Origin of the sequence: Fibrobacter sp. UWH9 (assembly GCF_900129715.1) — a bacterium.
Taxonomy (GTDB): domain Bacteria; phylum Fibrobacterota; class Fibrobacteria; order Fibrobacterales; family Fibrobacteraceae; genus Fibrobacter.
The window spans coordinates 57,224-84,035 of record NZ_FQWP01000011.1; the positions used below are offsets into that span (position 1 = coordinate 57,224).

Below are 26,812 nucleotides of genomic sequence, written 5' to 3' on the forward strand. Positions count from 1 at the left end.
TCCCAACTAGTCTCTGTACAGGTTGTGGTCCTTGATATACTGATAAACCTTTGGATCCAGGCCTTCGGGTTTTTCGTTACACAACAGAGCCTTGCGGATGGCCGTACTGGAATAAATCCCTTCAAAGCCTTCATCAGGCCCAAGCCATAGAAGATCTGCATAACCATTAGCCTTATGCTTCTTCATATCAGGTTGCGGATACCCATTGCGGGCAAACACAATCAACTCGATATCACGCAACAACAGGTGCCCATTGTAGTTCGTGCCAAAGAAATTCATGGGATCACGCCAATGAGGAATTCCTTCGTAAGTATCAGCTCCAGTCAGCAACCGGAAATTAATTTCCGGGAATTTTTCCTTGAGCCCCATAAGGAACACATAAGACCCGCGATAATCGCCCTGCTCTATTTCAAGATCGGAAAGAACCAGACGATTGTCACCAGCAAAGGCCAGTTCCAACATGGCAAAACGATCTTCAGCGCTAGCATTCAGAATCTTATCCCAACGATCAGGACTAGGCATGAACCATACCTCATCGCAGAAGCCTCGTTCCAGACAAATTTTCGCAACTCGGATGTGGTCGTTATGAACAGGGTCAAACGCACCGCCCAGAACAGCTACATTTTTTTCAAAATTGCTAGAAGACATAAGCGGCAAACCCAATATTAAACTGCAAGCGACTTCCGTTCACGTTCTTTTCGAGAAACGGATCGAAGTGATCCAGGACCCAGCGGTATTCCACTTCGGCAACCAGCATCGTCTTCGAAAAAATGTTAAGTATCGTTCCAAAACCGGCACCCCATTCATTCCAGGCAACGTCTCCGAGATCGCTCAATTCCTTTACACGAGAATAGGTTCCCATCAGGTAAAGTTCGCCCAAAAGATGAATACCCAGCACAACATCAAAGTCGGAGTGCTCAATTTCATAGTCATTCTTACCGTCTAGGGATTCTTCATAATCGAAAAAGCCGTAGCCCACGCGAACAAAGCCAAATCCCGGATACCAGACACCAACCATCGGTTCTATCTGGCGAAGTCCCAGGCCGCGTTCAGAACCAACACCAGTTCCGGAACCAAAACCTAAGGCTGCACCCACGAAAAACGGAGTCCTAATTCCCGTGGTAGACGCAGAACCTTCGGCATTCCCTCCAGCGGCAGCGCCAGAAGTTCCAGCGGCCCCAGAAGCCCCCGTATAACCGGTAGCACCGGCAACTTGGGCAAGCCCAACCGAAATACAAAAAAGAACAATGGCAATAATTTTTTTCATGATACTAACACCACAGCCACAGCAAGACCCACAGCCACATTCGAAGCCGCGTCAACTTTGGTCCACATAAAAAATTTTCTGTCAATTTTCGAAAGCGAAAAAATCTGTACAATTTCCATGTGCGAAAGAATGACGGTACAGATCATCTTTGCAGCAACAAAACCAATAACCCAATAGGCAAAGTTTGAAAAGAAGACCAGCGAAACAAACGTCAGGGACATCAAGCCTGTCAGCACAAAATTAGATCGCTTAACAGCAATCTCATCCGATTCGCTTTCCTTAGCCAGACGTTTAAATTCTTCAACCTTGTCACAAACAGCCTCATAACCAGTCATTAGCTGGTAAAGATTATATCCCAGCAGAACGACCGCGGCAACCAATGTTATTTTAGCCACAAAATCCATATCAATCCTTGGAATTCAAAATACGGAGATAGCTTGCATAACGAGCGCGGGATAGGGATCCATTTTCAACGGAAGCCAACACGGAGCAGCCCGGTTCCTTGACATGAATACAGTTGCTGTACTTGCAGGTAAACAGGTCTCCATCGAAGAAACCCGGGAAAATTTTGGCCAGGGTTTCAGCATCCATATCCATCAGGCCAATGCTGCGGATACCCGGAGTATCGATGACCACACCACCCTTTGGGAAATCTTCCAGGGGAAGGTCAAACAGACTAGAAGACGTTGTAGTATGGCGGCCCTTGCCATCACGTTCACGGACGGCACCAGTCTGAAGTTCAGCTTCAGGAACCAAGGCGTTGATCAAGGTGGACTTACCTACCCCGCTCTGACCACTGAAAACAGAAGACTTTCCATCCAGTTCCGCACGAAGGACCTCAAGACCTTCACCGCTCCTTACGCTTACGGGAATCACCTTGTCGGCAATAGACATAAAGTCGCGGATATCATCAGAAAGGTCGGCCTCGCCATTGGGAAGCAGGTCCATCTTCGTCAAAACCAGCACGAAAGGCAGGTCATTCAAATTTGCTGCCAGCAGGAAGCGGTCCATAAAACCATAGTTGAATTCCGGCTGGGTAACGCTTGCTACAATGACCACCTGATCAATGTTGGCAGCCAAGGTCTGCTGTTTGTAAAAGCTATCACGGGGACCGGGGCGCTTCAGTTCGCTCTTGCGGGGCAAGACACGTACCACACAATACTTTTGTGAGCCGACACCATCGCCTTCATCTTCGGCGTCATTTACCTGCCCAAGAAGCACGCGGTCACCCACAGCAGGGAATTCGCCCAAAGTCTTGGATGTAGTGGCTCGGTACATGGCCGTTACGATATTAGCGGAAAGCGGAGAGTTTAAAGGAGAAAGGGATTCCGAGCTACTTTCGTCTTTCGTCTCAAATTTCTCGTCTCTCGTCTCTAATCGCACTTCGCAGGTGCGGCGGTGGACTTCAAGAACCAAGCCCTCTACGCAATTTTCCTCACCGATATTCTCGATGGGATTTTTCACCTTCTTGATTTTCGCTTTCTTGAATTCTCGGCTATAACGCTCCTTGATAGGGCGTTCATCCACCACACCACTTTCCAGTTCCTTCATCACGTCAATACGACGGCTGCGATGGTCGCGGCGAGTCGGACGCACAGAACGGAGAGGCAGTTCTTCTTCAGCATCGAAATCCTGATCAAAGTCGACATTTCGACCCAGGTCATTTCTCATCGGCCACTCCGTTCTTCAAGTTCTTCTTTTCTTCCACACGTTTCTTGGCCGCCAGGCCCGCATCGGAATCTTCCCGTTCGCGGGCTTCATCCAATTCCGCTTCCGTCACAGGGCGGCCCCTGCGAATGGATTCCATAATGAAGTGGATGGCCTTAAGACGTCCATTACATTTTTCGATACAGTTGTCGTAGAAGCCTCGAGTCTTATAATCCCATTCGGGGACGATTTCCGAAGCATACAAAAAATGTTCGATACAAATCGAAAGCTGATCAGCCTCTCTTCTCAGGTCTTCTATTTTGCTTTTCGTGAAAAATGCCATACAAGAAACAAATATATAAAAGTATTTCTTGCAAAAAAAGAGTCGCACTTCCTAGGTGCGGCTCCAACAAATTAAAGTTTAACAATTCACTCACTAGACGGATGTTTTCCAAAGGCCATGGAGGTTGCAATATTCATACACAGCAATAACCTCGTCTCCCTTTTGTATGGGGAATACACAGGCCGGAGCATCTCCCGGATTCAAGTATCTAATTTGATACCCATTCTTCAGTTCCAGAAGAATCCACTGAATATAATGTCCAGCGGCCATGGGGTGTGCAACAGAACCTACGGAAACCTTTGCTGCGTTTTCAGTAAGAACCACAACAGGAACATGCTTTTCCTTGGCCGCATCAACTGTATTTGGAACAAGTTTTTCCATGTTCAGGAAACATTCCGAGGGAGCCTCGTTCCTTTTCACGTCGATGATAATATTGCCACTTTCGTTGCAACGATAAAATGCCATTTCCATATTCTACCTCCTTAGGATAAAGGCGATAATAATATACCAAATAGTCATTTTTTAGACCATAAATGAAAATTTTCATTTTTTCATCTTTCTATCTTTCAAATATGCTCATGACCTTAATCAAAATGACTCGTCCTGTCAACATTGCCATAGCCTCGGTTACCTTGGTAGTTGGGTATTTTTTACTGGGAATTTTTCCCGGAGTTGATGAGGGAGTTACCGTTCGCGGCATCAGCTTTACAACCCTGAGTCTCCAAATTTTGGGCTTTGCGTGCGCCATCGGATTTGGCAATATTCAAAACGACGTTCTTGATTTTGAAAGCGACAAGAAGAATCGACCGAACCGTCCTCTCCCCAGTGGCCGAATCAGCGTTAGCGCGGCAAAAACAGCATGGATCGTCATGGCAATTCTTACCGTTGCGTGCGGACTTGCCGACGGCATTTTATCCGGAGCCTATGCGACGCCCTCCCTGTTCTTTGCGGCTCTTGTCCTTTTGCTTATCGCCTACAACAAGAAGCTCAAGCACATTCCCCTGCTGAAGAACATGACCGTGGCATTCCTATGCACGACCCCGCTAATCCTCACTCTCATCTACCCGATTATCCCCAGAGAAACCGACATTGAACCCATGAGCCTGAGTGCGAAATTCGGATTTCTGTACCCCGCCATGATGTTTGCATTCCTGCTTACAACCGTCCGCGAAATCTACAAGGACCTTGAAGACGAATCTGGCGACCTGATGGCAGGCATCATCACCTTCCCCATTGCCGCAGGCGCCCCTACAGCCCGACGCCTTGCAGGCGCCATCCTTGTCTTTACCTGGATGCTCCTCCCCCTTCCCACGATCCAAGGATATTATTCCACCATTTTTCTGATTCTAACCCTGGCGACCCTGACCCCCACATTTGCGACAATTCTTATCCAGACACAAAAACAGAACTACCGCAAATCCCAGAAACTAGTCAAGATATCCATGTTTGTTGGCCTAATCGCCCTGGTGATCAGCACGGCAATATAGACCGAAAGCCCAAAATATGGGTGACAGAAAATGTAAAAGCAAACTTGAAAAAAGGTTCGTTTTTACATAGTCTGTAAAGAAAACCGCTTTTTTAGGCAAAATTCGTCAAAAAATAACAAAAAAAGACCCTTAACGTCCTTTTCGGCAGAGTTTAACTTTTTTGCCGCTTGATTCCCTTGCTTGCACCAAATGCGGTGAGCTACGGCCCCTGAGGCAGAGGGAATTTCATTTCCAAAGAGGCGTTATGCTCGAAGAAATTCATGAAGAATGCGGCGTCATCGGCATTTTCAATGGCGAGAACGTAGTCCGCAATGTTACCATGGGTCTGTATGCTCTGCAGCACCGCGGTCAGGAATCCGCAGGCTTTGCAGTGACCGACGGCGACAAGATTCGCGTCCGTAAGTCCATGGGTCTGGTTTCCACCCTCCTGCAAGAACACAACGTAGACGAATGCCCGGGTAACACCTGCATCGGCCACGTTCGTTACAGCACCACTGGCGCAAGCACCCTGGCAAACGCCCAGCCCATTTTGGTGAGCTGCAAGTGGGGCCAGCTGGCAGTAGTTCACAACGGTAACATCACCAACGCCACCGAACTGCGTCAGGAAATGGAAAACGAAGGTCACATCTTCCAGACCACCTCAGACTCAGAAATTCTTCTTCATGAAATCGCACGCACAGAAGCCGATGACTTGGGACAAGCAATCAAGAAAGCTATTACCAAATTCACCGGCTGTTTTTGTCTGATATTCATCAGCAAGGACACCATGTACGTGGCCCGCGACGGTTTCGGCTTCCGCCCCCTAAGCATCGCCCGCATGGGAAAATCCTGGTGCGTGGCCTCCGAAACCTGCGCTTTCGATTTGCTGGGAGCCAACTACGTTCGCGATATCCAGCCCGGCGAATTCCTGACCATTACCAATAACGGCCTCCATTCCGAACGTTTCACCCAGAAGGACCGTCTGGCCCACTGTATTTTCGAGTACATATACTTCAGCCGTCCGGACTCCAAGATCTTCGAGCAGTCCTGCGACAAGGTCCGCCGCAAGATGGGCAAGCAGCTGGCCAAGGAATGTCCCGTAGACGCAGACATCGTCATTTCCGTTCCGGACAGTGCCACTACCGCAGCCCTGGGCTACGCACAGGCCAGCGGCATCCGCTTTGAAATTGGCTTGCTCCGTAACCATTATGTGGGCCGTACCTTCATCGACCCCACCCAGAACGTCCGTGAACAGAAGGTAAAACTGAAGTTCAACCCCATCGAAGGCGTCCTCAAGAACAAGCGCGTCTGCGTGGTGGAAGACTCCATCGTCCGCGGCACCACCCTGAAGATCCTTTCCAAGATGCTCCGTGACGCAGGCGCTCTCGAAGTCCACATCCGTATTGCATCACCTCCGGTAGCACACCCCTGTTTCTTCGGCATGGATTTCCCCAGCCAGGGCGAACTTGCAGCCAGTTCCATGACTCCCGACGAAATCGCAAAGATGCTGGGCGTAGAAAGCCTGGGTTACCTCAGCGTAGAAGGTATGAAGGAATGCACCGGCGAAGGCGAAAATTACTGCGCCGCCTGCTTCAACAACGACTATCCCGACTATATCGGTATTGACGCCGACAAGTTCCGCTGCGGCTAGCTAGGATATAGGTGAAAGGAGAAAGATTAAAGATATTCCTTTACGCTTTAACCTTTCCGCTTTACGCTAATTAACGCTTTACGCTAAAAAGGCTTTCCAATGGAAAGCCTTTTTTTACTAGACCTGTTCAAAATTCCACTTCACATGTTCCATCAGCTGTTCATGGGGATCAAAAGCTAGGCCAAAACGATCCTTAATCTTGCTGACATCGAACAGAATCGGATCATCGCCCCAACCCAAATCCTTCTCCACAATTTTAGAAGTGGAATCCGGCTTCAAAGAAAGAGCCATCTGGGCAATTTCCTTCCAGCTCACCCAGCATTCAGACATACCGAGGAAGATTTCCTCATTCAAGTCGGATTCCAGAAGATTCACATAAAGTTCAGCCTGATGACCAGCAAAAATAAACTGGGTACCATCATTCTTGATAATATTGATGTCGCGGTTTTCCTTGACGGCCTTTACGATATCGAAGAAGCGACGGTCCGGCTGGCAGCAACCATCAGGGTAAGCGGGATTACCGAAAGTATACCCCGGGCGGATAATATTGCGAGCCATTTCCACCTTGGGGAACTGATCCCCGTAACCATGGGAAAATCCCAGCACAAAAGCTTCGCCTGCGGCCTTGGTAGCCCCATAGAGATCCATGGGCAGATTGCAGGTTACTTCCCGCATTACAGGACGTATACGTCCCATGGCTGCGGTACTGCTGGTATAAATAAACTTCTTGCACCCCGCTGCCGCCGCACTTTCCAACAAATTAACGGTCGCACGGGTATCGTTCATCAGCATGGTAGAGGGAGTCTCACCCCACCCCAGAGCCACATGGATACAGGCATCGCAGCCCACCAAGCCCTGAGCCATCTTTTCAAAGTCGGTTAAAGCACATTCAACAAAGCTAACCTGGGGAATTTTCTGTAAAGAAGGAACCTTATTAGGATGACGCGTGGCGATAACCACTTCATGCCCCTTGGCAAGCAAGGCACGGACTACATAGTGACCAATAAAACCAGTTCCACCGGTAACAAAGACCTTCATATTTTACCTCTTTTTTTAGAAATATACATAGCAAAACCCAGAAACAAAAAAAACTGGACGCAAAAAAGTTTTCCCCCGTAAACACATTGGGACATTTGAGGAACGCTTCGCTTGAGGTATGAGGTCGGAGCTTCGCTCCTAGAGGTTTGGGCTTCGGGATGCAGGTCACTAACCACTAACCACTAATCACTAATCACTAACCACTAATCACTAACCACTGTATATTTACTACATTGTCAAGGTAAGATTTTCAAGAGGTTTTATATGGCACGTATGCGCGTTCTCGTTTTGATGGGTGGTCCGTCCACCGAACATGATGTTTCTGTAGTTAGCGGTACCGGTGTGGTCCGCGCCATGAATCCCGACAAATACAACATCCACCCGGTCCTTATCGACAAGGATGGTACCTGGCACTGGTCTTCCCGCGAACTTTCCCCCTACCAGAAAGACAACTTCTCCGTGAACTACTTCCGCGGTCTGGAAGGCACTGCCGCCAACACCAAGAAGAACCCCGCCCTTTCTGAACTTCCCGACGCCGACATCGCCTTCCTGGCACTCCACGGCAAGTGGGGCGAAGACGGCCATGTGCAGGCTCTTCTTGAAAACTGGGGTATCCCCTACACCGGTTGCGGTCTTTTGGCTTCCGCTCTGGCCATGGATAAGATCAAGTCCAAGGAAATCTATCGCGCCAACGGCATTCCCACTCCGCCCTACCGCGTGATATTCAAGCACGACTTTACTGGCGACACCCTGGTAAGTGTTGCTGACGAACTGGGCTTCCCCCTGGTCATCAAGGACCCGCTGGGCGGCTCCTCCATCGGTATCGGCATCGCCAAGGATCTTGACGAAGCCGGCAAGATTGCCCAGGACCTGTTCAAGGATTCCAACCGCCTCCTCTGCGAAAAGTTCATTGCCGGTGGCGAAGCTAGCTGCGGCTACATCGAAGGTGAAAAGCCCCTGCCGCCTACCGAAATGCGCATGACCACCCGCGAATACTTCGACTACGAAGCCAAGTACAACGGCGAATGTAAGGAAGTGACCCCGGCTGAATTTGCTCCGGAACTGACCGCACGCATCCAGGAACTGGTGAAGAACGCTCACTACGCTCTGGGTGGTGCCGGCTATAGCCGTACCGACGTCCGCATTACCAAGGACGGTGAACTGTTCGCTATCGAAACCAACACCCTGCCCGGCATGACCCCCACAAGCCTCTTGCCCCAGCAGGCCGCCTGCAACGGTATTACCTACAGCCAGCTCATCGACATGATTATCGAAAAGAGCCTGTACATTAAGAGGTAAGAGGATAAATAAAGGTTAAAGGTTAAAGGATATAGATTCTTCTTTACGCTTTATCCTTTCCGCTTTACACTAGCCTTACGAATTATGAATTATTAGATCAAGTAAGGCGGCAAGGCCGCGATTATTTAGTCTCGTACTTCATAATTCATACTTTGTAAATGAGAGCAAATGAAACTTGATCTTTTTGTTGATACTTCCCGTAAGGGGATTTCCATGGGATTATCCGACAGCACGTCTGGATTGTACCAGGAGACTGTAGATGCTTCTGCCCGTGGCGAAACCGCATCCGCTATTCTAGACGATCTGCTTGCCCGCGTAGGCGCAAAGCTAGACGACATCAAGCGAGTGCTAGTCACTGTGGGACCGGGATCCTTTAGCGGTCTCCGTACGGGAGTCGCTTTCTGCCAGGGACTTTGCTTTAGCGGCAAACGTGAACTTTGTGGAGTCAGTACCTTGCAGGCTCTGGAATGCTTTGGCGATAACGACAATTCAGCCGAAGTCGCCGTGGTAATCCGTGCACGCCCTGGTTACTGGTACTTACGTCAGACAGTTGATGGCAAGGCCGAAGAAAGCTTTATCGAGACCACCGAAGTAGTAGAACGCCTTAAGGCACATCCCGTAAAGACCGTCGTTGTGGATGAAGCGGCCTCCGCCGATGAAACCTTGAGCGCACTGTTTGCAGAAATCGCGGCAGCCGCCGTTCTTGACACCGGCAAGCCTCTGAACATGTGGACGTCCCTATTTACCAAGGTTCCGCCCAGTCTGATTCAGGAAGCCAACTACATCCAGCCATCTTACTTCGAAAAACTCAAATAGAGTTTTACCCGAGAATCGATGTCAATCCGCAAAATGGAAATTGCAGACATTCCAGCAGTTCTTGCCATACAGGAAGAACTGCAGTTTCAGGAATGGAACGAAAAACAGTTCGCCAGCGAGATCCGCGCAAATTACGCCAGCTGTCTGGTGTACGAATCCGACAACGAACCGCAACCAGCTATTCTCGGCTACGCAATTTTCCATATCCTAGGCCCCGACTCCGAATTGTTAAGTATCGCCACCCAAGGCCATCAACAGCAAAAGGGAATCGGTCAGCAACTTCTGGACGCAGGATTCAGCCAGCTAAATTTCGCGGAAGGAGACTGTTGCTTTCTGGAAGTCCGAGTCGGTAACGAAAAGGCAAGACGATTCTACGAGAAGAACGGTTTCAAAATTTATGGCACCCGCAAGAAGTACTATTCCGATGGAGAGGATGCTGTACTCTACAAGACAGGTTCCTAAATATTAGGAGTTTCAATTGGCAAAGTCTCTCAGCAAAAAGCAGATCCGCGCACGCCGCATTATTGCAAGCCTCATCGCAGCGGCAGCAGTCATTGTCATCATCCTTTTCTATCTGGTCATCACAGAAAGCGGCCATTGGCTGGTTGACGATGACGAAATAAACCACGTTACCTGGGTTGCCGTTCTCGACGGACAATCAGCAGACCTGGAACGTATTGACTACGCAGCAGACCTTGTCGCTAACGGCCAGGCCGACTCCGTCCTGATTTTAGGCAGACGTTGCCTACGCAACCGCAGCAACGCGGAATTCTACGTCGAAGAATTTATGAGATTAGGAAGTTTCGACAGCAACGCGGTCTTCCTCGCCCCTCACGACGATGCCTCCACCATCGGCGAAGCCTTCACCATTATCCCCTGGCTAAAGAAACACAATGCCGACACGGTCTTGCTGCTGACTTCCGCAGCCGCCTCCCACCGAGTCAAGAAAATATTCTCGACCCTTTCTGGAGAAAAACCTGTATACAAGACCGTAGACATCCACCATTATCAGTACAACGCCGATTCCTGGTACACCAATCGCGAATCCCGCAAGACCTGGATTAGAGAATGGGCAGCCTTGGCTATGGCCACATTTGAACTCTGGCCGGCAGGAATTCTAACACCCAATGATTCCGCCTTCTACAAAAGGATTCAGTCCCTCAAGGAATTTGAAGAACAGAAAAATCCTGTTGTAGATTTGCAGTCCTTGATTCCAAAGGTTTCAGAAAAAAGCAAGGCCGTGGATACCATTCCCGAGCCTGCTAAAGAAACAACAGACTCAGTTATAAGCAACGAGTAAAGCCAATACAGCCGTCAACGGAGCGTTCCAGTTGATGGCTGTTTCATTACTGGCAAAGGAACACTGTTCATCGGTGTAAGAGTATCCGGGCAATTCATTAGGATATGTCGGAAAACGATGCAAGTCCTGACGATCCGCATTGATTCCCCCCACAAGCAACCCCGGAATAGGGTCCACCACCTTGTCTGAATGGCTCAAACGATGATGAGGGCGTTTAGGCGAACTCCAGGCAGATCCCGTCACAAAGCTAACATTCAACGGATTACGTCCATAGACAAAATTCAACTGTTCCTGGCTCCACTTAATCAAGGATTGCCCCTCTACGGTTTTCCGCCAGGTGTTTACAACCATCAAGGTTAGCGCATGGTTAGAAATTTCACCATTGCTACCCCAGATAAAACTCCGTATCGACAATCCATAAGGATCCGCCTGCTGTAAGCGAATTATCTCGGCGGCGGCACCCTCTAGAGTCTTACGGGCTCGATCTCGAAGTTCCACGTCAAAGTCCTGCAAGGCCAGAGCAATCCACCCAAAATTCTGGGTATCGCGCCAGTCCAGTCCCAGCTTGATCTTGTTCTTATCCATATCCTTCAAGAGGATTGAACGCAAACTATCCATGGACTTTTTCGGGAAACTCTTCACGCCTTGCAACTCACGATAAAGCATGCTGCGGACCCAGAAAAACTCATCCGTATAACAGGAGTCTCCATAGCCGCCACTGCCTTCTGTATTATGAGGCCAATCCGCCTCAGGATTCCTGCAAGCCCACTGATAGGCCCGAATAGAAGCCCCCAGACACCGATTGGAAAAAGCTCGGTCGGAACCACGATAGACGCGGCTGGCCGCAGCCATACACCCAGCAAAATTCAAGGTCGATGTAGTTGACTTACCAAGAATCAAACGCTTCCGCGTGGAATCAGAAACCGTCGGAGTCACAAAGCCATCCCAACGTTCGGGAGTCACCTTGAAAAAAACGCCCCCATCTTCATCCTGCATTTTCAAGAAGAAATCCAGTTCAAAACGAATTTCATCTTTCAGACTAAAAGGCAAATTGAAGGTTCCACCTTCGTTGATCACATCTTCGGCAAGAGATCCCTTAGCCTTCTTTTGGCGCAAACGTTCATCACACAGTTCGCAGGCAAGCAAAAGGGTTCCTACAGAAACGCCACCATTCACAATGTACTTGCCATAATCACCGGCATCATACCAGCCACCATGGGCATTCCACACGCCTTCGCGGTTCATGGAGGCATGAAACTTGATGCAGTCGTCAAAATGGGCTGCAGGCCTTGCCCACGGTCCTGCAAATTCACGGGTCAGCTCAACACCGCTACGCTGGAAATAAAAAGATTTGATGTTGGCCTTCAGCTGTCTAAGAACCCAGTCATCAGAAATTTCAAATGCAGGCGACTCAAAAAGCAGACGGTCATTACCGGAATTTCTACCCAAGAAAATCAGAATACGATAGGAGCCCGTTTCGTGAACATTGGAAAAAGTTCCGCTCCAGAGGGATTCCCCCGTATAACCGCAGACGCCGTCATTTTTGAAAGAGCCCTTTTCAAAACAGCCCTTGTAATCAGCAAAACCCGACGCACCGACAATACGGTAATACAGCATCGGCCATTGAGACTCCTCCACATCTAGGCAGCGGGGATTCAAAAAGAAAACCTTGGGACCATTAGGCAAATAACCTATATGGTTATATCGAATCGGCATGTTTAACTGTTCTTGGGCGTCCATACCCTAAGAATATATTAAAGGAGCCCGACAAATGGACTCCTTTATTTGAAAATAACGTTTACTCTTGGAACCGACTCCGCATCAAGGCGATTTCGGCTGCGTAGCCTGGCAATTCATTGGGGGTTTCAAGATAGAACGGCAAATTTTTTAAGGAAGGATGATTTACCACACGGGTTAAAGCTTCCAAGCCAATAAAACCGCCACCAATAACCTCGTGACGATCCTTATGGCTACCCATGGGATTCTTGCTATCGTTCAGATGTATCGCCTTCAGCTTGTCCAGACCAATCACCCTGTCAAACAGCTCCAGCACATCGTCCAGATGATCCACAATATCGTAACCACCATCAAAGACATGGCAGGTATCCATGCAGACACCCATCTTGCTAGAAAGTTCTACCCTATCGAGAATAGCCTTCAATTCCTCAAAGGTTCGACCCACTTCAGAGCCCTTTCCAGCCATGGTCTCCAGCAGGACAGTTGTCTTCTGGGACGGTTTCAGCAGACGGTTCAGCATAGCCGAAATAAATTCGATACCGACTTCAGCCCCCTGCTTCACATGACTTCCGGGATGGAAGTTGTACATCGCTCCAGGAAAATGATCCATACGGAAAATATCATCGGCCATTACATCTTCTGCGTACTGACGCAAGCCTTCATCTGCAGCACAGGCGTTCAACGTATAGGGAGCATGGGCCAAAATGGGGGCAAACTGATTCGCTTCCAGCAATTCAACCAGTTTTAAAGCATCCGCCTTGTCAAAAGGCTTGGCCGCACCGCCACGAGGATTCCTGGTAAAAAACTGGAATGTATCTGCACCAATAGAAAGAGCGGTCTGCCCCATTGCAAGGAAACCGCTCGAAGAAGAAAGATGACAACCGATATGCAACATAACTAGAATGAGTAATTCAGGGATGCAATAATATAAAGGTCCTTATATTCGTCAGCCAGATTGTCGGGTCTGTAATTCATGACCGTACCAAGAGTCCAAACCGTATAAAGTTTATCGGAATGATTTACGCGCAGAGCTACAGAACCATTCAGATCCAATTCCATTTCATCCATTTTCTGCTTTCTGACTTCGTAGTCCAGGAAATTCTGACGAACGCCACCATTCAAGGTCAGTTCCAGGAACTGGTTTGCCATGGGGAACGTCATATTTTCATCCAGGATCCATTCAAATTCAGTCATGTTGTTGCGATTGAAAATCTTGTAACGGGGAGTCACAGACAGCACATTCTTGAATCCGCCAACAGTCGTTGCCAGAGAAATAGGATAGCGCTGTTCAAAGAATTCACTGCCATGGAATTGATATCCGAGAATACCGAAAGATTCATCAGACAAGTCCAGACCGTTCAGCAACTTATCCTGAACAAATTCCGAATAATCCTTGCGAACCATAAGGGAGGCGCCAACCTTCAAAACGTTCATCGGCAACTTAAATGTCAAACCGATCTGGGCATGATGTCTTAAGATCTTTTCATCAAACTGCGTAGCCAGATATTCGTACTTAGACAAGCCATAGTAATGGGCCCAGTGGGCAGAGTCAATCTTCAAAGTGTCATTTCCGTTAATCACATCCACTGTAGGACGGCCATCCCTTGCCTTAAACCAGTCATCGTTATAAATACCGGAATTGACACTGTAGTTGGCGTACAGTCTCTGGGCGGTACTGCGAGTCCTATAGTTCACGGCATAGCGAAGAGAAAGGTCAATATTCTTGTTCAGCCTAAACTGGTTTCCTACATAGGCGTCATGAGTGTAGAGCGTTCTATTTTCGTCCTGTTCATGTTCCTCCAGCCAATCCTTTTCTGCACCAGAGAACATACCCCACTTGGTACCTTCGCCCATGCCCATGATGTTATAGCTGGAGCCTTCGCCGGCAGCATTTTCAACATTCATGACGTAGCCAAAGGAGAATCGCCAGAAGTCAAAGATTTTCTGTCGCAAATTACCACCGACCATTCGGGAATTCTGCTGCAAGTCCGGAGAACCGGCGCTGTAGTATTCCTTGCCCACATAACGCATGAAGCCTTCAACAAACGTATTCTCGTTAGACCATTCATATGATCCAGCCAAGGCCACATGGTTGTGATCCCACAATTCTCCGCTGGTAGGGTCAAGATCCTGAACCACGGTATTCTTTGCGACTCTAGAAGCCTTGTCAAGAAGTTTGCGCAATTCTTCACGCATCTCGGAAGGAGTAAGCATGCTGCTTTCGCCAAAAATAGATGCCAACTGGTCGCGAGACAGGCCATTCACCTCTTGGGGATTCTTCATCAGCTTATTGAGCAAGCCCAAGTTAGAGGCATCCAGACCGGCGCCCAGAAACACCTGGTTAATCGCACGAATCTTCGCCGCGTTTGCCGTATCTGCGGCACCAACAGCAATCTGGCCATTTAACTTGATATCACCAGGGAAGAACAGCCAGTTACCATCGGCGAAGAAATTACGGGACGTTACCAGCGGGTCCACGGTATTTACATCACCAGGCTGACCATCCCTAAAGAACGGATCTTCCAGGTAATCCTTGCTACCGATAAAGCCCAAGGTTCCATTGAAGCGACGGTGCATATTCCAGCGAACGCGACCACCCACCACGATGTTCTGAGCTTCGGCTTCGCCGTCTTCAATATATTCGTTGTACAAGTCATAATTGCGTTCGCCAACAATCTTGGGAGCCTGAGCTTCACCAGCAAAGGCAGTACCCACAAACAGAGGTTCTCCTGCGGCGTTCTTAAAGAGATTCAGCTGATACATGGCGCCAAAGGCATTAATGCCTGCCAGGTACGTGTCTCCGGCACTCAGAGAAAAATCACCCAAAGTAAAGGAATTCATCTGGTCGGTATAAACCATCTGCAGAGTATATACCTTAAACTTATCCCAGGAATCATTAGAAATGTCTGCATTAAATTCGATGGTCTGGCCCGAAGGAGATTCCATCACCATGCTGGCATTCCAGTTGGCAAACAAGCCCGGAACCTGGAAATAGTTCTTATAATAGTCACCAGGCTTTACCGTATCACGACCAGCAAGGTAGTCTGCACCTGTAGGATTATGGCGCATCAACACCTTATGGTAACCAACATCGAGAGCCAGGTTTCCAGAAACCTTCCAAGGATCCACTTCTCCGATTCCGCTAAACATGTTATACGATTTTGTTCCGTCAGCATAGGGATTGCGAGGTTCATCACCCAAATTTTCCGCAACGCCATCCACATTCTGGGCGACAGCAGTTTCGTTGTCATTCAAGGAACGCTTAATGTCTGCAGACGGCAAATCCTTAGACAAATATCCGATCTTGCTGCCTTGAATCAGGGAATTCCGCTGTTTAAGGTCGTTGTGTCCAAAGTCGAGAACGGCAATCTTATTGTTCAGCAACTTGGAACGCTGCAACATCACAGAAGAACCTTCTGCAGAAACCAAGGCCACTCGGTTATTCTCTAAGGTAGAACCATCAAGAGTCACCTCGGCACTTTGAGTTGCCCAGACACCAATATTGACGCCATTACGGATCTTGCTCCACTGCATTTCCACAGAGCCATTTCGCACGTAGACACCCGCCTGCTGCGGATTGTCGATGGTGACGTCACGAAGTTCCAGCACACCGCTTTCTACAGCAAAGCCAAATTCAGCATTCACCACCTGCAGGTACTGCGCTTCAGATTTCTTGACACCCGTAATGGAAATACCGTTCCAGGTACCCGATTCATCTTCAGACGTAAAAATTACAGGCTTGTTCAAGTCGCCCACGACAGCCAAGGAACCACCCCGGATATCCAGGCCAGCCCCTTCAGCAAATTTCACGACAACACCAGGTTCCACCAAAACGGACTTGCCATCAGGAACAATCAACGTCTCCTTAACAAGGTAAGGAGAACCTTCCTTCTTTATGAAACCCGAAAAAACGCCCCCCAATTCCGTTTCAACAGCAAAAGCACTCACGTGGAGTGCTGCTGCAAAAATCGTCATTAGAGCATGAACTCTAAAATTCATTAACGGACCTCGTAAACCTTCTTAGCCTTTACCCTATATCCGCTCTTGTGAATGACTTCAATATCGAACTTGTTGACGGATTCACGATTCAATTCCACAGGAATCTGATAATCCAAGCCTTGGATCTGGGATTGGGTTTCTTGTAATATAGTTTTTCCATTCTGTTTTACAACAACCTTATACAGATAAGTCGGATTATTTTCAGACATCTTTATTCTAAACTGTAATGTCTGGGTGATACGATTATCCATTCCCGGCGGAGGAGGCGGAGGATTCAGAAGCTGTCGATTACCACCGATAACATCTACGCTGAAACGCTTCTTGGGATAGCATCCCATAAACTTGGAAATCGTAGAAACGTTACCGGCCTGATCCTTGACTCTTACAAAGTATTCATGATTGCCAGGAATCAGCTTGACACGATGCTGAGCATTCTTGGTAATGGACAATCCAGAAATAGGAGATCCTTCCATTTCCACAGAAACATCGCCTGCATCATTCTGCATTTCGCTCACCGAGGCAGTTGCAGAGCAGCGCAGAGAATCGTAGGCAGAAATAGTCACCACGGGAGCCTTGGTGTTAACCTCGGAACAGGCCTTGTTGACATTGATATCGATTGTCTTGGAAGTAACAGAACCGGCACTCATAAAGGTTAGAGTAGCCTTATTGACATTCCACAGACCATTTGCATCGGTCAGGACAACCTTCTGGGCAAAGGAATGAGATACGCCATCGGCAACACGGATCAGGTTTGCAGACTGATAGGAATTGCCAACCTTGAGAATAAGGGTAGCCGCTTCGTCCTTGGTACGGTAGAAGCCTTCTACCATCAGGCCCTGGTCACAGACATCCACCGGAGAATTCGTAGAAACAGAGAAACCGTTTTCGGGAAGGGACTGGGCTGCCTTACGAGCTTCTTCCTTCAGTTCTTCCTGATAGGTCGAGTCAGCCTTCTGAATTTCGGGAATCAAGTCGGCAACATTCTTGGACTTGTCGGCCAGAAGTTTCTCGATTTTCTTGGCAAAGCGAGCTTCACCGGAAGAAGCCAACTTCAAGACCACCAGGGAGTCGGTTCCGAAAGTCGTTTCGCCAGCAACGATGGCCACGCTCTGTTCGCTACCGTTGGGAGAAATTTCCAGCTTACCGGTCTTCAGACCAGCAAAGAAAACGCCTTCGCCGCCAATATAACCTTCAGTACCACGGATAGATGCCGTTGCAGTTCCGGTCTTGAAGATGAACTTGGACTTGTCCTTCAGCAGTTTGGGAACAGCAAAGTTAAGGTGCCCCTTCTTAATATCGAGGCGGGTTTCAAAGCCACCTTCGTTATTTGGTTCAAGAAGGTTAGTCATTTCGACTTCAGCATTTTCGGCAATAGTAATGGAGCTTCCATCAGGAAGGCCAAAAATCACTTCGGATTCCACGCCAGTACGAACGCGGTCAGACTGATAGACGTGGGCCCCCACGCGAAGGGCGGACCATTCACTCTGCTTAATCTTGATACGGTCCACAGTACCCAAGGCAGAACGAACCTTACCCACGGCAGGAGCAGAAAATGCCATCGCCGGAAGCAAGGCCACAGCGACAGCCAGTCTAAAATCAAACTTTACTCGAGAATTAAGGATTTTACCGAACATAATCCCTCAACTTTTAAAGAACGTACTTTGGCACCGCCTCGTACACTTTTTATGTTAAAAATATGCTTTTTTGAGGGGAAACGTCAAGTATTCTTTACAATAGGTGATACAAATCAAGCTAACCGCCAGCTAATTTCACGGTAAAACCGCGTTTTTCCAGCTCAGCCTTCAAAATATTGCGTTTATCACCCTGAATTTCGATGGCAAAGTCCTTCACAGAACCGCCAACACCGCATTTCTGCTTCAACTGGCGTCCCAGTTCCTTCAGTTCATCCTCGTCCATGGGCACACCGGTGACCACGCTAGCCATCTTGCCGCCACCCAGACGTTTTAACATGATACGGACGACTCCATCGCCCTTAGGGCGTTCAGCCTTAGGCTTTTCTTCCTTAATGCGGCCGACTCCGGTAGAATAGACAAGTGTAGAACGTTCTTCAATACCCATATTAAACCCTTTTCTGTTTTTTCACAATTTTAGCAAAAGTTTTGCACGAAATAGCAAAAACGCCCGGATTATGTCCGGGCGTCTTCGCTTTTAAAAAGTTAGAGTTACTTCTCTGTCGGGCGCTTGTAACCGAAGCTCTTCAGCAGGTCATCATCGTTCTTGACCACGTCATTCTTCTTACGACCGTTGGAACTGGTCAGAGAAGGAATGTCGCAGCGAGCCTTGGCGCGGACAGAAGCTTCAACCTTGTAGAGGTAGGCGCCCGTAGCAATCAGACGTCCATCTTCAGCACGAACATTACCATTGATATCCGGCTTCAGTTCAAAGAACAGCTTCGACATACCAGTTTCATCGGTATAGTCGGGATTGTTCATATCCTGGCTGAAGGTGTAGTAATCCACAAAGCCGCCGATCGTGGTGTAGATCCAGAGCTTGATGTTCACCTTGGTGTCATACAGGTTCAGCTTGCTCAGGTCATCGCCAGGCTTGTAGCTGTTCTGGACTTCATCAACGCAATGTTCCCTGACGTAGTCGGCGATAAGAATCTTGCCGTCATCCGGAACCTCTCCAGTCAGAGGATCAACGCCCTTGATATCACCAGAAGCGGCGTCAATACCTTCCTTAAGAACATACAGACCATCCTTGCTCAAGATGTCGTCCAAGGTTGCCAGGCCGTCCTTACCGGAGATAACGGGGAGCTTGACTTCCATGACCAAGGTGGGACCGAGGTGACCTTCATCTTCATCAAGACCCGGATACGGTTCCTTTCCGCTGCCCTTCTTGGTACCGAAGCTGCCACCCTTAATGGTTTCAACTTCCTTACCGGTCTTGGGATTCTGCACGGTTACAGCATAAGTCTGTCCCTCGGAGGGAGGATTCTTGCTGTAGTACTTATCAACCCTTTCCTTAGAAACTTCGGTCACCGGATTTTCAACAGAAAGCACAACATTCTTGCCGTCCTTCATGATTACGAATACAGTGTCGGAAGCCTCATTTCCGGCCTTATCACGGAAGAAGCGCACGATGGTATTACCACCAGGCTGCAATCCCTGTGTCGTAAGCGTATCCTGATTAACACCATCTACGGTCCAAATCACTTCCGTGAAGTTAGAATAGATAATGTCCCTGTTTGCAGGAGAAAGAATCACAACTTCAGGTTTAACCTTATCCAGCACAATGAATACGGAACTGGTCATGGAGTTGTTGCAGGCATCGGTATAAGTGTAAGACACATGGTAACCGATATCGCCACTAGCATTCTTGATCAGGTTACCCTTACGATCCACTGTGTAAGACACAAGCAAGGTGTCCTTAGATTCCATAGTAGGCAGGTAAGATACGTTGTAGATACCCACAGTAGAAGTCTTGCTAGAAGCACCTTCCTGCTTACTTGCGGCACCGCTGGTCATCAGGTTGCCCTGAGCATCAGACATGAGGGCCACTCCAGTGTAAGCATCGGCATAGTAAGAAACCGTGATTTCGTTACCCTTCTGGTCCTTAGTGACATAGCTGACCTTAATGACTTCGATGTTTTCCACCTTGCCATTATCCTGAACAACAGGAACCTTCACCACGTCGCCATGCTTGTCTTCAGTGTAGCTGATAGTCACCTGGATGCCAGCCACCTTTTCGGTGTAAGACACATCGGTTTTGCCATCGGCCTTGACATTGCGCTTGGCATCGGCGGCAGCATCAAGATCCAGGGCCACAGTTTCCTTTACAACCTTGTCCAGGTTGGTGTAGGTCTTGGAATCAACCTTAGCCGTACCCAATTCCATAGAAATCACGATAACGGTATCTGCAGACTTTTTGTCGCCCAGCATTTCCTTGGCGGGATCGTGAATCTTAATAACCACATCGTTGGATTCGTGATTTACGTAAATCGTAGTATCAGAAACATCCGGAGTTTCGACGATGGTATAGATGTTATGAGCATTTGCAGCATCGCCATTAGCACTGATGGTCACCGTAGGCAGAGTGTTGCTATAGTAAATCACAACAGAATCCACGACGGAGGTGTTGGCTGTGGGATCCTTATATTCAACGCGGATCACGTTACGGCCAGGTACCAAGGTAGTAGAAGTGTCGTTATTAACGGTCCAGGTAGTCTTCTGATCCGGCAGAGTATATCCACCTCTCCAGTGAGCCGTGATATTAGGCTGATTGGTATAGACGGTGTCGGGATTCTTGTAGGTGGAATCCTTTGTGACCACCTTTGTGATTTCCACATTGGATTGTTCCACAACATCGATCAACTTGATTCGAATAGTATCCACGGCAGAGAGCGTAGGATCATTTCGGTCAGTGACTTCAACAACCAGAATGTAGTCATGCTTGTCATTTTCGTAGTCAAGGACAGTCTTGGTGGAAATCATGCCACCCTGGCTAACACTGAACTTATCGGAATCACCACCGATGACAGTGACCACGTTATTCACGAAGGCCGGGTTAGAGACTCCCTTCAGGTCCTTATCATCACCAAATACAACCTGGCCTACGGTTGTACCCTTCGGCAGATTTTCCTTGATTTCGAAGTTACCGTCCTTAATAAAGGGAGGTTCATTTACGTCGACAATGTTGATGGTACGAATAACCGTATCAACCAAGGTCGGATCATTCTTAGCAACAACAACAAGAGTCAGCTCATGGAGATGTTCGGTGCTTTCATAATCAAGTTTAGAACTATCCTTGACAGTCACCACCAACTTATACACATCGCCATCCTTCACCTTTTCAATCTTGAAGAGAGAATCGGCACCGGATTTGTTGGTGTTGGTGAAATATACAGAATCGGCATCAATGCCATTCTTGCCTTCATCTTCATCCACGATAATGTATTCAAGGACCACAAGACCGGTCTTGGAATTTTCACGAACGTTTACAACAACCTTATCATTTACAGGATTCTTATAACCGCAATTTTCGGTGCAGCTGGAATCCGGAGGTGTAGTGGGCTTGCTGCAGTCATTGAACACAGCATCGCAAGTTCCCGGATCCTTGCACTTGGGATCGCTAGGATCGCACTCGGTCACAATCTTAGGACCTTCGTTCAAATCCTTCAAGGTAATAGTTACGGTAACAGTGGTGTCGTACTCAATATCGCTTACCTTCACATGGAAGACGAACTTATGATCAGGTACAGTTTCATAATTCAGAGCGGCACTATCCTTCACCAAAATATCCTTGCCCTTCATTTCGAAAGGTACGCCAGATTCAACAATGGTATAAGTCAAGGTACCAAATACGGTATTCTTCGTATCAGGATCGCTAGCGACCAAGGAACCAACCTTGGCACCCTTAGGCCTATTTTCGTAAATGGATTCGCTGAAGTCTTCTGCAACCGGAGCTTCGTTCACGTCAATAACGTTGATGGTACGAATCACGGTATCCTTCAAGTCGGACTTCTTGGGATCAGATACGGTAAGAACAAGTTCATGAACCGGCTCAACCTTTTCGTAGTCCAGTTTCGAGCCATCCTTGACAGAGACGACCAACTTATAGGTATCGCCCACCTTCACCTTTTCAACCTTGAAGAGAGAATCGGCGCCAGTCTTCTTGTTTTGGACATTGACGAAGTATACGGAATCCTTTTCAATGTCGCCGGCATCCTGGTCCTTGATGACATATTCAAACAGGACCATACCAGTCTTGGAATTTTCAGCCACATTCACGAAAATCTTATCGGACTTGGGATCCTTATAGCCACAATCTTCAGTACAGGTGGAATCCGGAGGTGTGGAGGGCTTATTGCAATCCTTGATCGTAGCATCGCAGGAATTGCACTCAGGATCACTTTCATCACACTTTGTAATGATTTCCGGTTTTTCATTCTTGTCAATCAGTGAAATTGTTACAGTAACAGTCGTATCGTATTCGATATCGCTCACCTTCACATGGAAGACGAACTTATGATCCGGAACGGTTTCATAGTCCAGAGCAGTGCTATCCTTGACCAAGATGTCCTTGCCCTTCATTTCGAAAGGAACACCGGATTCAACAATGGTGTATGTCAAAGTACCGAAGACAGTGTTCTTTGTATCGGGATCGCTGGCCACCAAAGTACCAACCTTAGTGCCCTTGGGGGAATTTTCAGGAATAGAATCCTTGAAATCTTCCGCAGAAGGAGCTTCGTTCACGTCGATAACATTGATGGTACGTTTAACAGTATCCCTAAGAGTCAAGATAGTCGGGTCGGACACAACCAGATCAAGTTCATGAGTTGCCTTAACCTTTTCGTAGTCCAGCTTAGAGCCATCCTTCACGGTGACGACCAACTTATAGGTATCGCCATCCTTCACCTTTTCAATCTTGAAGAGGCTATCGGCGCCTGAGCCATTGGTATTCTCGAAGGATACGATATCCTTTTCGATATCACCGGCATCTTCGTCAACGATCAAGTATTCGAACAGGACCATACCGGTCTTGGAATTTTCAGCCACATTCACGAAAATCTTATCGGAAGCAGGATCCTTATAACCGCAATTTTCCTTACAGGTGGAATCCGGAGGTGTGGTGGGCTTATCGCAATCCTTGATTGTAGCATCGCAAGAATTGCATTCAGGATCACTTTCATCACACTTTGTTATAATGTCCGGTTTCTCATTCTTGTCGATCAGATTGACAGTCACGGAGACGGTGGAGTCAAGTTTACCATCGCTAACCGTTACGTGGAATACATACTGATGGTCCGTAACATCTTCATAGTTCAAGGCAGTGCTATCCTTGACCAAGATGTCCTTACCACTCATTTCAAAGGGGATTCCAGATTCAACAATGGTGTAAGTCAAAGTGCTGAAAGACTTGTTCTTTGTATCAGGATCACCTGCCACCAAGGAACCCACCTTAGTACCGTTGGGAGACTTTTCCACGATGGAATCAAGGAAGTTACTTGCAAAGGGACGTTCATTGATGTCATTGACCTGAATTTTGGTCACTGCGGAAACGGAGGTGTCATTGTCGCTCAGAGTGAGAGTCACATCGAAGACATCATTGGGAAGATCTTCATAATTTACCAGGGAGCTATCCAAAACAAAGAGCTGAACATAAAGTTTGCCTTCATCCTTAATAACGCTAGTACTGAACAAGAGTTCTGCGCAAGAGGCGCCGCAAGCCAGATTGTTATCCTTCAAGGAAACATTGAAGTCAGACGGTTCAGCATCGCTAGCGTCCGGATCCTTGATTTCAATCAAGCCAAGAACGGTTTCTTTAGCCACATGTTCATCGGTATCATAGAGGTCCTCGACATTCACAAATTCTGGGATATCATTACCGTCGGTCACATTGATAATCACTTCGGCAGAATCCTTCAGTCCACCGCCATCAACAACGTAGACGGTAACGCTAAAGGAATTCTTGGAATCATCTTCAAAGTCAATGTCTGCGCCGGTCTTAACAGAAATCACACCGGTCTTGGAATTGATTTCAAAATTACCGGAAGCATCCTTGATAGAGTAGGTCAGGTAACCCCAACCCTTAGGAGGATTCTTATCAAGGTCTTCATCATCAGCCAGCACCTTCTTCGGATCCTGGTTGTTAGCCTTACGAACCACAGAATCCACAGCAACAGCTTCCCTGCTAACACTAGGAATCTTGCCCGCATTTTCATCAACAACGAAAACCTGGCCCTGAACAACAACAGGCTTGTCGTTATCATTGTTAATTCGGATTGTTGCAGTAATGATATCTCTTAGGATATTGTCATCGTCATCGGTCTGACCATTACCATCGCTAACCACAATTCTTGCAACCAACACACTGTCAGAAGATTCATAGTTAAGAACAGCACCCTTCTTGGCAGAAAGGACACCGGTCGTAGGATCCAGTTCATAAAGTTCAAGAATTCGATCATGAACTGCTTCGGTGTATTTGTCTTCATACGTTGTACTGAAGGAATAAGTGAAAGCAACATCATCCTTGTCTTCGACACGAATAGTTTCCTTGGCGGGAACAGCACCATTCTTAGTGTCTACCATTTCGAGGAAATTATAGGTAGTGTCGTGAGCATCCGGAGGATCGTTTACAGGAATGATGTTGATGTACAGAGTATAGGTATCATCAGACAAAAGTCCATCACGCAAAACCCTAAACTTCAAGAAATCATACTTTTCACCAAAAGCATCCTCGGGCGGATTATAAACCAGATTCCAACCCATGGAACCATCCAAAATTCCAGAGGGAACGCCAACATATTTACCACCAATCTTACGATTATAGTCAACAGCTTCTTCCAAACCCTTATCATCGCCCCAGTTAACCATTGTCTTCAGGCTATCTTTCTTCGGGGGAGTTACGACATAGATACCGAAATCCCCTGCCCAGGGGTCGCCGCCCATTTCAAATATGGGGAAAATATCACGACTAAAGATGAACTTTTCATCTTCGATCACGTTGATTTCAAGACCATCGATACTGATTAACTGTTTATCGTTATCTTCAATTTCTAGCGGGAAATCACCACTAGAGCCACCATTCTTTTTCAGTTTTGCGCCAGACAAGTTTACGACGCGGAAAGTGATGCGTTCAGTTTCTTCAATTTCTTTATCATCCTTGATATAAACCAAGATCGGGGTAGCCAAATACTTTTCACCAACAACAAAAGAAACCGGCTTCGTAGACTTTCCGCATATGGGGAATGTCGGATCCTTTTCCAGGTCAATATCGTCTTCGACAGCGTAGTTTACGCCAGCTTCGGAACCGCCAAAGGCAAAGCAATATTCTAGAGAGATCTTTGTTTCCGCCTTTTTATCCAGCAGAATCTTAACGGTATCAACATCATGACCTTCTGCCAGGAGATACAGCTCTTCTCCAGCCTTGTTAAATTCAATGTCGACTTCGGGAGAGTTGTAAGGCACATAACGGAAGCCGGTACCATCAAAGTCCGTATCAACGGTAATCTTATTTGCAAGGAGCTGACCAGCAAGAATCATATGCTGAGCCACATTGATTGTTCTTTCAGAGATAAAGGTTCCCTGTAATGTATCAGTACCTGCATTAAATGTTTTAAATATGATGTCATTCTGAGTAAAGAACAACAACTCACCGCTGTATTTCTTATTCTCGACAATGGAGCCATTTCCAGACCAGACGCCCTTGTCAAACTTAGCGTCTTCGTCCATGTACATAATCTGAATCTTGGAACTAGGGTTCAAATCCAAACCATCCTGGAAAAACACGCGGGTCAGTCGGCCCTTCGGCTGCATTCTAAAAACGATCTTACCACCGTTGGAAATCGAAATACTTTTGATATAGATATCATAAGGGTTATCGCGATACTCATCATAAGGTACATCGATGTAGTGAATGCAGAAGTTATTACCATCTTTCAACCCACTCGCACATTCAGCACCATTCACATTCAGAGCCGGACGCATTCCACCATCGGCGGCCTCGATCATTTTAGCATCGTAAAAAAACGAAGGGACTTTCAAATCCGTTTTTACTTCGGGAATGGAATCCGGGCAGGAGGCCATTTTCCGCAGAAGCCCCTCGCCAACAAACTTGGCATACTCAGGAGCATAATCCCCCCCTACACAATGGACACCCACCATGTAGTTCTCCTTATCCTTGAAGTTATTCGCCTGCAAAACACGAACTTTCCCATTGACTCGCATGGGGCCAGTCAAGATGGTATCAGGACCTTGGGCAAATATGACGTCACCGCCAATCATGATGGGACCACCCACCTTACTATCACCATTCTGTCCCAATTTGAAGTCACCCGTTGCAGTACCAAACCAGCCAACGGAATCAGGAATCTTGATTTCCCTGTTTCCAAATTCAATGCCCTCGGCACCGAACATCTTGAACTTCATCAAGTAGTTCCATTCAAGTTGCTGTTCAGCACGCATCCCTTTCGGATCTTCGGTAACATTCTTGAAGTACAGGGGATACAGCGTATCTCGAATATCTACGCTTTCTTCAGCCCAAGTCAGACTGACAGCAGAGACTGCCATAGCAAGAGCCATGGCAAATTTTGCAAACTTATTCTTTCCAAACCACATTAGTTCATCTCCTTTAAGATGAAAACCAAACCAATGCCGACCAAGATAATCCAACCACGAACAACTTAGTCCGTAACTTTTTTAGTTACAATAGGTCAATATAAAAGTTTTACAATCTTTTTTCAACAGGAATATCTACACAACACCCCCAAAAGTGGGCTAAAATCGTC

The 26,812-nt window shown here is 47.5% G+C and carries 19 protein-coding genes; 6 read left to right on the forward strand and 13 right to left on the reverse strand.

Translation table 11 applies throughout. The features are described from left to right. Positions 1–6: 6 nt before the first annotated feature. The 6 genes from BUB94_RS10335 to BUB94_RS10360 form a co-directional block, all read right to left on the reverse strand. The gene (locus BUB94_RS10335) at positions 7–648 is read right to left on the reverse strand and encodes a nicotinate-nicotinamide nucleotide adenylyltransferase (protein ID WP_073159948.1); all 642 of its coding nucleotides are present in this window, start codon (positions 646–648) and stop codon (positions 7–9) included. Continuing rightward, complete coding sequence (locus BUB94_RS10340; protein ID WP_073159946.1) at positions 638–1,267, reverse strand: hypothetical protein; 630 nt, start codon at positions 1,265–1,267, stop codon at positions 638–640. Before BUB94_RS10340 ends, BUB94_RS10335 begins: the two co-directional genes overlap by 11 nt. Then, positions 1,264–1,671 carry a hypothetical protein gene (locus tag BUB94_RS10345; RefSeq protein ID WP_073236762.1) on the reverse strand — a complete coding sequence of 136 codons (408 nt, stop codon included), beginning with the start codon at positions 1,669–1,671 and terminating at the stop codon, positions 1,264–1,266. Before BUB94_RS10345 ends, BUB94_RS10340 begins: the two co-directional genes overlap by 4 nt. 1 nt (position 1,672) lies before the next feature. Further along, a complete protein-coding gene (rsgA, locus tag BUB94_RS10350) occupies positions 1,673–2,938 on the reverse strand; it encodes a ribosome small subunit-dependent GTPase A (RefSeq protein ID WP_073236765.1) in 1,266 nt (421 codons plus the stop codon). Then, on the reverse strand, positions 2,928–3,257 hold the full coding sequence (locus BUB94_RS10355) for a hypothetical protein (RefSeq protein ID WP_073159940.1): 330 nt from the start codon (positions 3,255–3,257) through the stop codon (positions 2,928–2,930). The genes rsgA and BUB94_RS10355 overlap by 11 nt, the downstream gene beginning before the upstream one ends. Before the next feature lie 93 nt (positions 3,258–3,350). Continuing rightward, entirely contained in the window at positions 3,351–3,728 is a 378-nt protein-coding gene (locus BUB94_RS10360; RefSeq protein WP_073236767.1) for a desulfoferrodoxin family protein, read from the reverse strand. A gap of 107 nt (positions 3,729–3,835) precedes the next feature. Here BUB94_RS10360 and BUB94_RS10365 point away from each other — a divergent pair, with 107 nt between their 5' ends. Together BUB94_RS10365 and purF are read left to right on the forward strand one after the other, a co-directional pair. Then, a complete protein-coding gene (locus tag BUB94_RS10365) occupies positions 3,836–4,744 on the forward strand; it encodes a geranylgeranylglycerol-phosphate geranylgeranyltransferase (protein WP_254793718.1) in 909 nt (302 codons plus the stop codon). 244 nt (positions 4,745–4,988) lie between these two features. Further along, the gene (purF, locus tag BUB94_RS10370) at positions 4,989–6,374 is read left to right on the forward strand and encodes an amidophosphoribosyltransferase (RefSeq protein WP_073236773.1); all 1,386 of its coding nucleotides are present in this window, start codon (positions 4,989–4,991) and stop codon (positions 6,372–6,374) included. Between the two features lie 117 nt (positions 6,375–6,491). Here the strand turns inward: purF and BUB94_RS10375 are convergent, their stop codons facing one another. Continuing rightward, positions 6,492–7,412: an NAD-dependent epimerase/dehydratase family protein gene (locus BUB94_RS10375; RefSeq protein ID WP_073236776.1), complete on the reverse strand. Its 921-nt coding sequence runs from the start codon at positions 7,410–7,412 to the stop codon at positions 6,492–6,494. A gap of 264 nt (positions 7,413–7,676) precedes the next feature. Here BUB94_RS10375 and BUB94_RS10380 point away from each other — a divergent pair, with 264 nt between their 5' ends. From BUB94_RS10380 to BUB94_RS10395, 4 genes are all read left to right on the forward strand, one after another. Further along, entirely contained in the window at positions 7,677–8,711 is a 1,035-nt protein-coding gene (locus tag BUB94_RS10380) for a D-alanine--D-alanine ligase family protein (RefSeq protein WP_073159930.1), read from the forward strand. A 168-nt stretch (positions 8,712–8,879) separates the two neighbouring features. Further along, positions 8,880–9,527, forward strand: coding sequence for a tRNA (adenosine(37)-N6)-threonylcarbamoyltransferase complex dimerization subunit type 1 TsaB (tsaB, locus tag BUB94_RS10385; protein ID WP_073236779.1), 648 nt, complete (start codon positions 8,880–8,882; stop codon positions 9,525–9,527). Positions 9,528–9,545: 18 nt separating this feature from the next. After that, positions 9,546–9,989, forward strand: a complete 444-nt coding sequence (rimI, locus tag BUB94_RS10390; protein ID WP_073159926.1) for a ribosomal protein S18-alanine N-acetyltransferase — start codon at positions 9,546–9,548, stop codon at positions 9,987–9,989. 16 nt (positions 9,990–10,005) lie between these two features. Next, positions 10,006–10,827, forward strand: a complete 822-nt coding sequence (locus BUB94_RS10395) for an ElyC/SanA/YdcF family protein (protein WP_073159924.1) — start codon at positions 10,006–10,008, stop codon at positions 10,825–10,827. Here the strand turns inward: BUB94_RS10395 and BUB94_RS10400 are convergent. From BUB94_RS10400 to BUB94_RS10425, 6 genes are all read right to left on the reverse strand, one after another. Further along, complete coding sequence (locus BUB94_RS10400) at positions 10,807–12,567, reverse strand: glycoside hydrolase family 9 protein (RefSeq protein ID WP_073236782.1); 1,761 nt, start codon at positions 12,565–12,567, stop codon at positions 10,807–10,809. The two genes, BUB94_RS10395 and BUB94_RS10400, sit on opposite strands and share 21 nt — an antisense overlap. Before the next feature lie 58 nt (positions 12,568–12,625). Continuing rightward, entirely contained in the window at positions 12,626–13,459 is an 834-nt protein-coding gene (locus BUB94_RS10405; RefSeq protein WP_073159920.1) for a deoxyribonuclease IV, read from the reverse strand. A 2-nt stretch (positions 13,460–13,461) separates the two neighbouring features. Beyond that, on the reverse strand, positions 13,462–16,563 hold the full coding sequence (locus BUB94_RS10410; protein WP_073236785.1) for a right-handed parallel beta-helix repeat-containing protein: 3,102 nt from the start codon (positions 16,561–16,563) through the stop codon (positions 13,462–13,464). Next, a complete protein-coding gene (locus BUB94_RS10415) occupies positions 16,563–18,197 on the reverse strand; it encodes a FecR family protein (protein WP_073236788.1) in 1,635 nt (544 codons plus the stop codon). Before BUB94_RS10415 ends, BUB94_RS10410 begins: the two co-directional genes overlap by 1 nt. Positions 18,198–18,315: 118 nt before the next feature. After that, positions 18,316–18,642 carry an SUI1 family translation initiation factor gene (locus BUB94_RS10420; protein WP_073159914.1) on the reverse strand — a complete coding sequence of 109 codons (327 nt, stop codon included), beginning with the start codon at positions 18,640–18,642 and terminating at the stop codon, positions 18,316–18,318. A 104-nt stretch (positions 18,643–18,746) separates the two neighbouring features. Continuing rightward, positions 18,747–26,642, reverse strand: coding sequence for a cadherin repeat domain-containing protein (locus tag BUB94_RS10425; RefSeq protein ID WP_073236791.1), 7,896 nt, complete (start codon positions 26,640–26,642; stop codon positions 18,747–18,749). Positions 26,643–26,812: the final 170 nt, after the last annotated feature.

Bases quoted from the DNA above. Each gene is read 5' to 3' on its own strand.
- BUB94_RS10335 (WP_073159948.1), bottom strand. From the start codon at position 648: ATGTCTTCTAGCAATTTTGAAAAAAATGTAGCTGTTCTGGGCGGTGCG.
- BUB94_RS10340 (WP_073159946.1), bottom strand. From the start codon at position 1,267: ATGAAAAAAATTATTGCCATTGTTCTTTTTTGTATTTCGGTTGGGCTT.
- BUB94_RS10345 (WP_073236762.1), bottom strand. From the start codon at position 1,671: ATGGATTTTGTGGCTAAAATAACATTGGTTGCCGCGGTCGTTCTGCTG.
- rsgA (WP_073236765.1), bottom strand. From the start codon at position 2,938: ATGAGAAATGACCTGGGTCGAAATGTCGACTTTGATCAGGATTTCGAT.
- BUB94_RS10355 (WP_073159940.1), bottom strand. From the start codon at position 3,257: ATGGCATTTTTCACGAAAAGCAAAATAGAAGACCTGAGAAGAGAGGCT.
- BUB94_RS10360 (WP_073236767.1), bottom strand. From the start codon at position 3,728: ATGGAAATGGCATTTTATCGTTGCAACGAAAGTGGCAATATTATCATC.
- BUB94_RS10365 (WP_254793718.1), top strand. From the start codon at position 3,836: ATGACCTTAATCAAAATGACTCGTCCTGTCAACATTGCCATAGCCTCG.
- purF (WP_073236773.1), top strand. From the start codon at position 4,989: ATGCTCGAAGAAATTCATGAAGAATGCGGCGTCATCGGCATTTTCAAT.
- BUB94_RS10375 (WP_073236776.1), bottom strand. From the start codon at position 7,412: ATGAAGGTCTTTGTTACCGGTGGAACTGGTTTTATTGGTCACTATGTA.
- BUB94_RS10380 (WP_073159930.1), top strand. From the start codon at position 7,677: ATGGCACGTATGCGCGTTCTCGTTTTGATGGGTGGTCCGTCCACCGAA.
- tsaB (WP_073236779.1), top strand. From the start codon at position 8,880: ATGAAACTTGATCTTTTTGTTGATACTTCCCGTAAGGGGATTTCCATG.
- rimI (WP_073159926.1), top strand. From the start codon at position 9,546: ATGTCAATCCGCAAAATGGAAATTGCAGACATTCCAGCAGTTCTTGCC.
- BUB94_RS10400 (WP_073236782.1), bottom strand. From the start codon at position 12,567: ATGGACGCCCAAGAACAGTTAAACATGCCGATTCGATATAACCATATA.
- BUB94_RS10405 (WP_073159920.1), bottom strand. From the start codon at position 13,459: ATGTTGCATATCGGTTGTCATCTTTCTTCTTCGAGCGGTTTCCTTGCA.
- BUB94_RS10410 (WP_073236785.1), bottom strand. From the start codon at position 16,563: ATGAATTTTAGAGTTCATGCTCTAATGACGATTTTTGCAGCAGCACTC.
- BUB94_RS10415 (WP_073236788.1), bottom strand. From the start codon at position 18,197: ATGTTCGGTAAAATCCTTAATTCTCGAGTAAAGTTTGATTTTAGACTG.
- BUB94_RS10420 (WP_073159914.1), bottom strand. From the start codon at position 18,642: ATGGGTATTGAAGAACGTTCTACACTTGTCTATTCTACCGGAGTCGGC.
- BUB94_RS10425 (WP_073236791.1), bottom strand. From the start codon at position 26,642: ATGTGGTTTGGAAAGAATAAGTTTGCAAAATTTGCCATGGCTCTTGCT.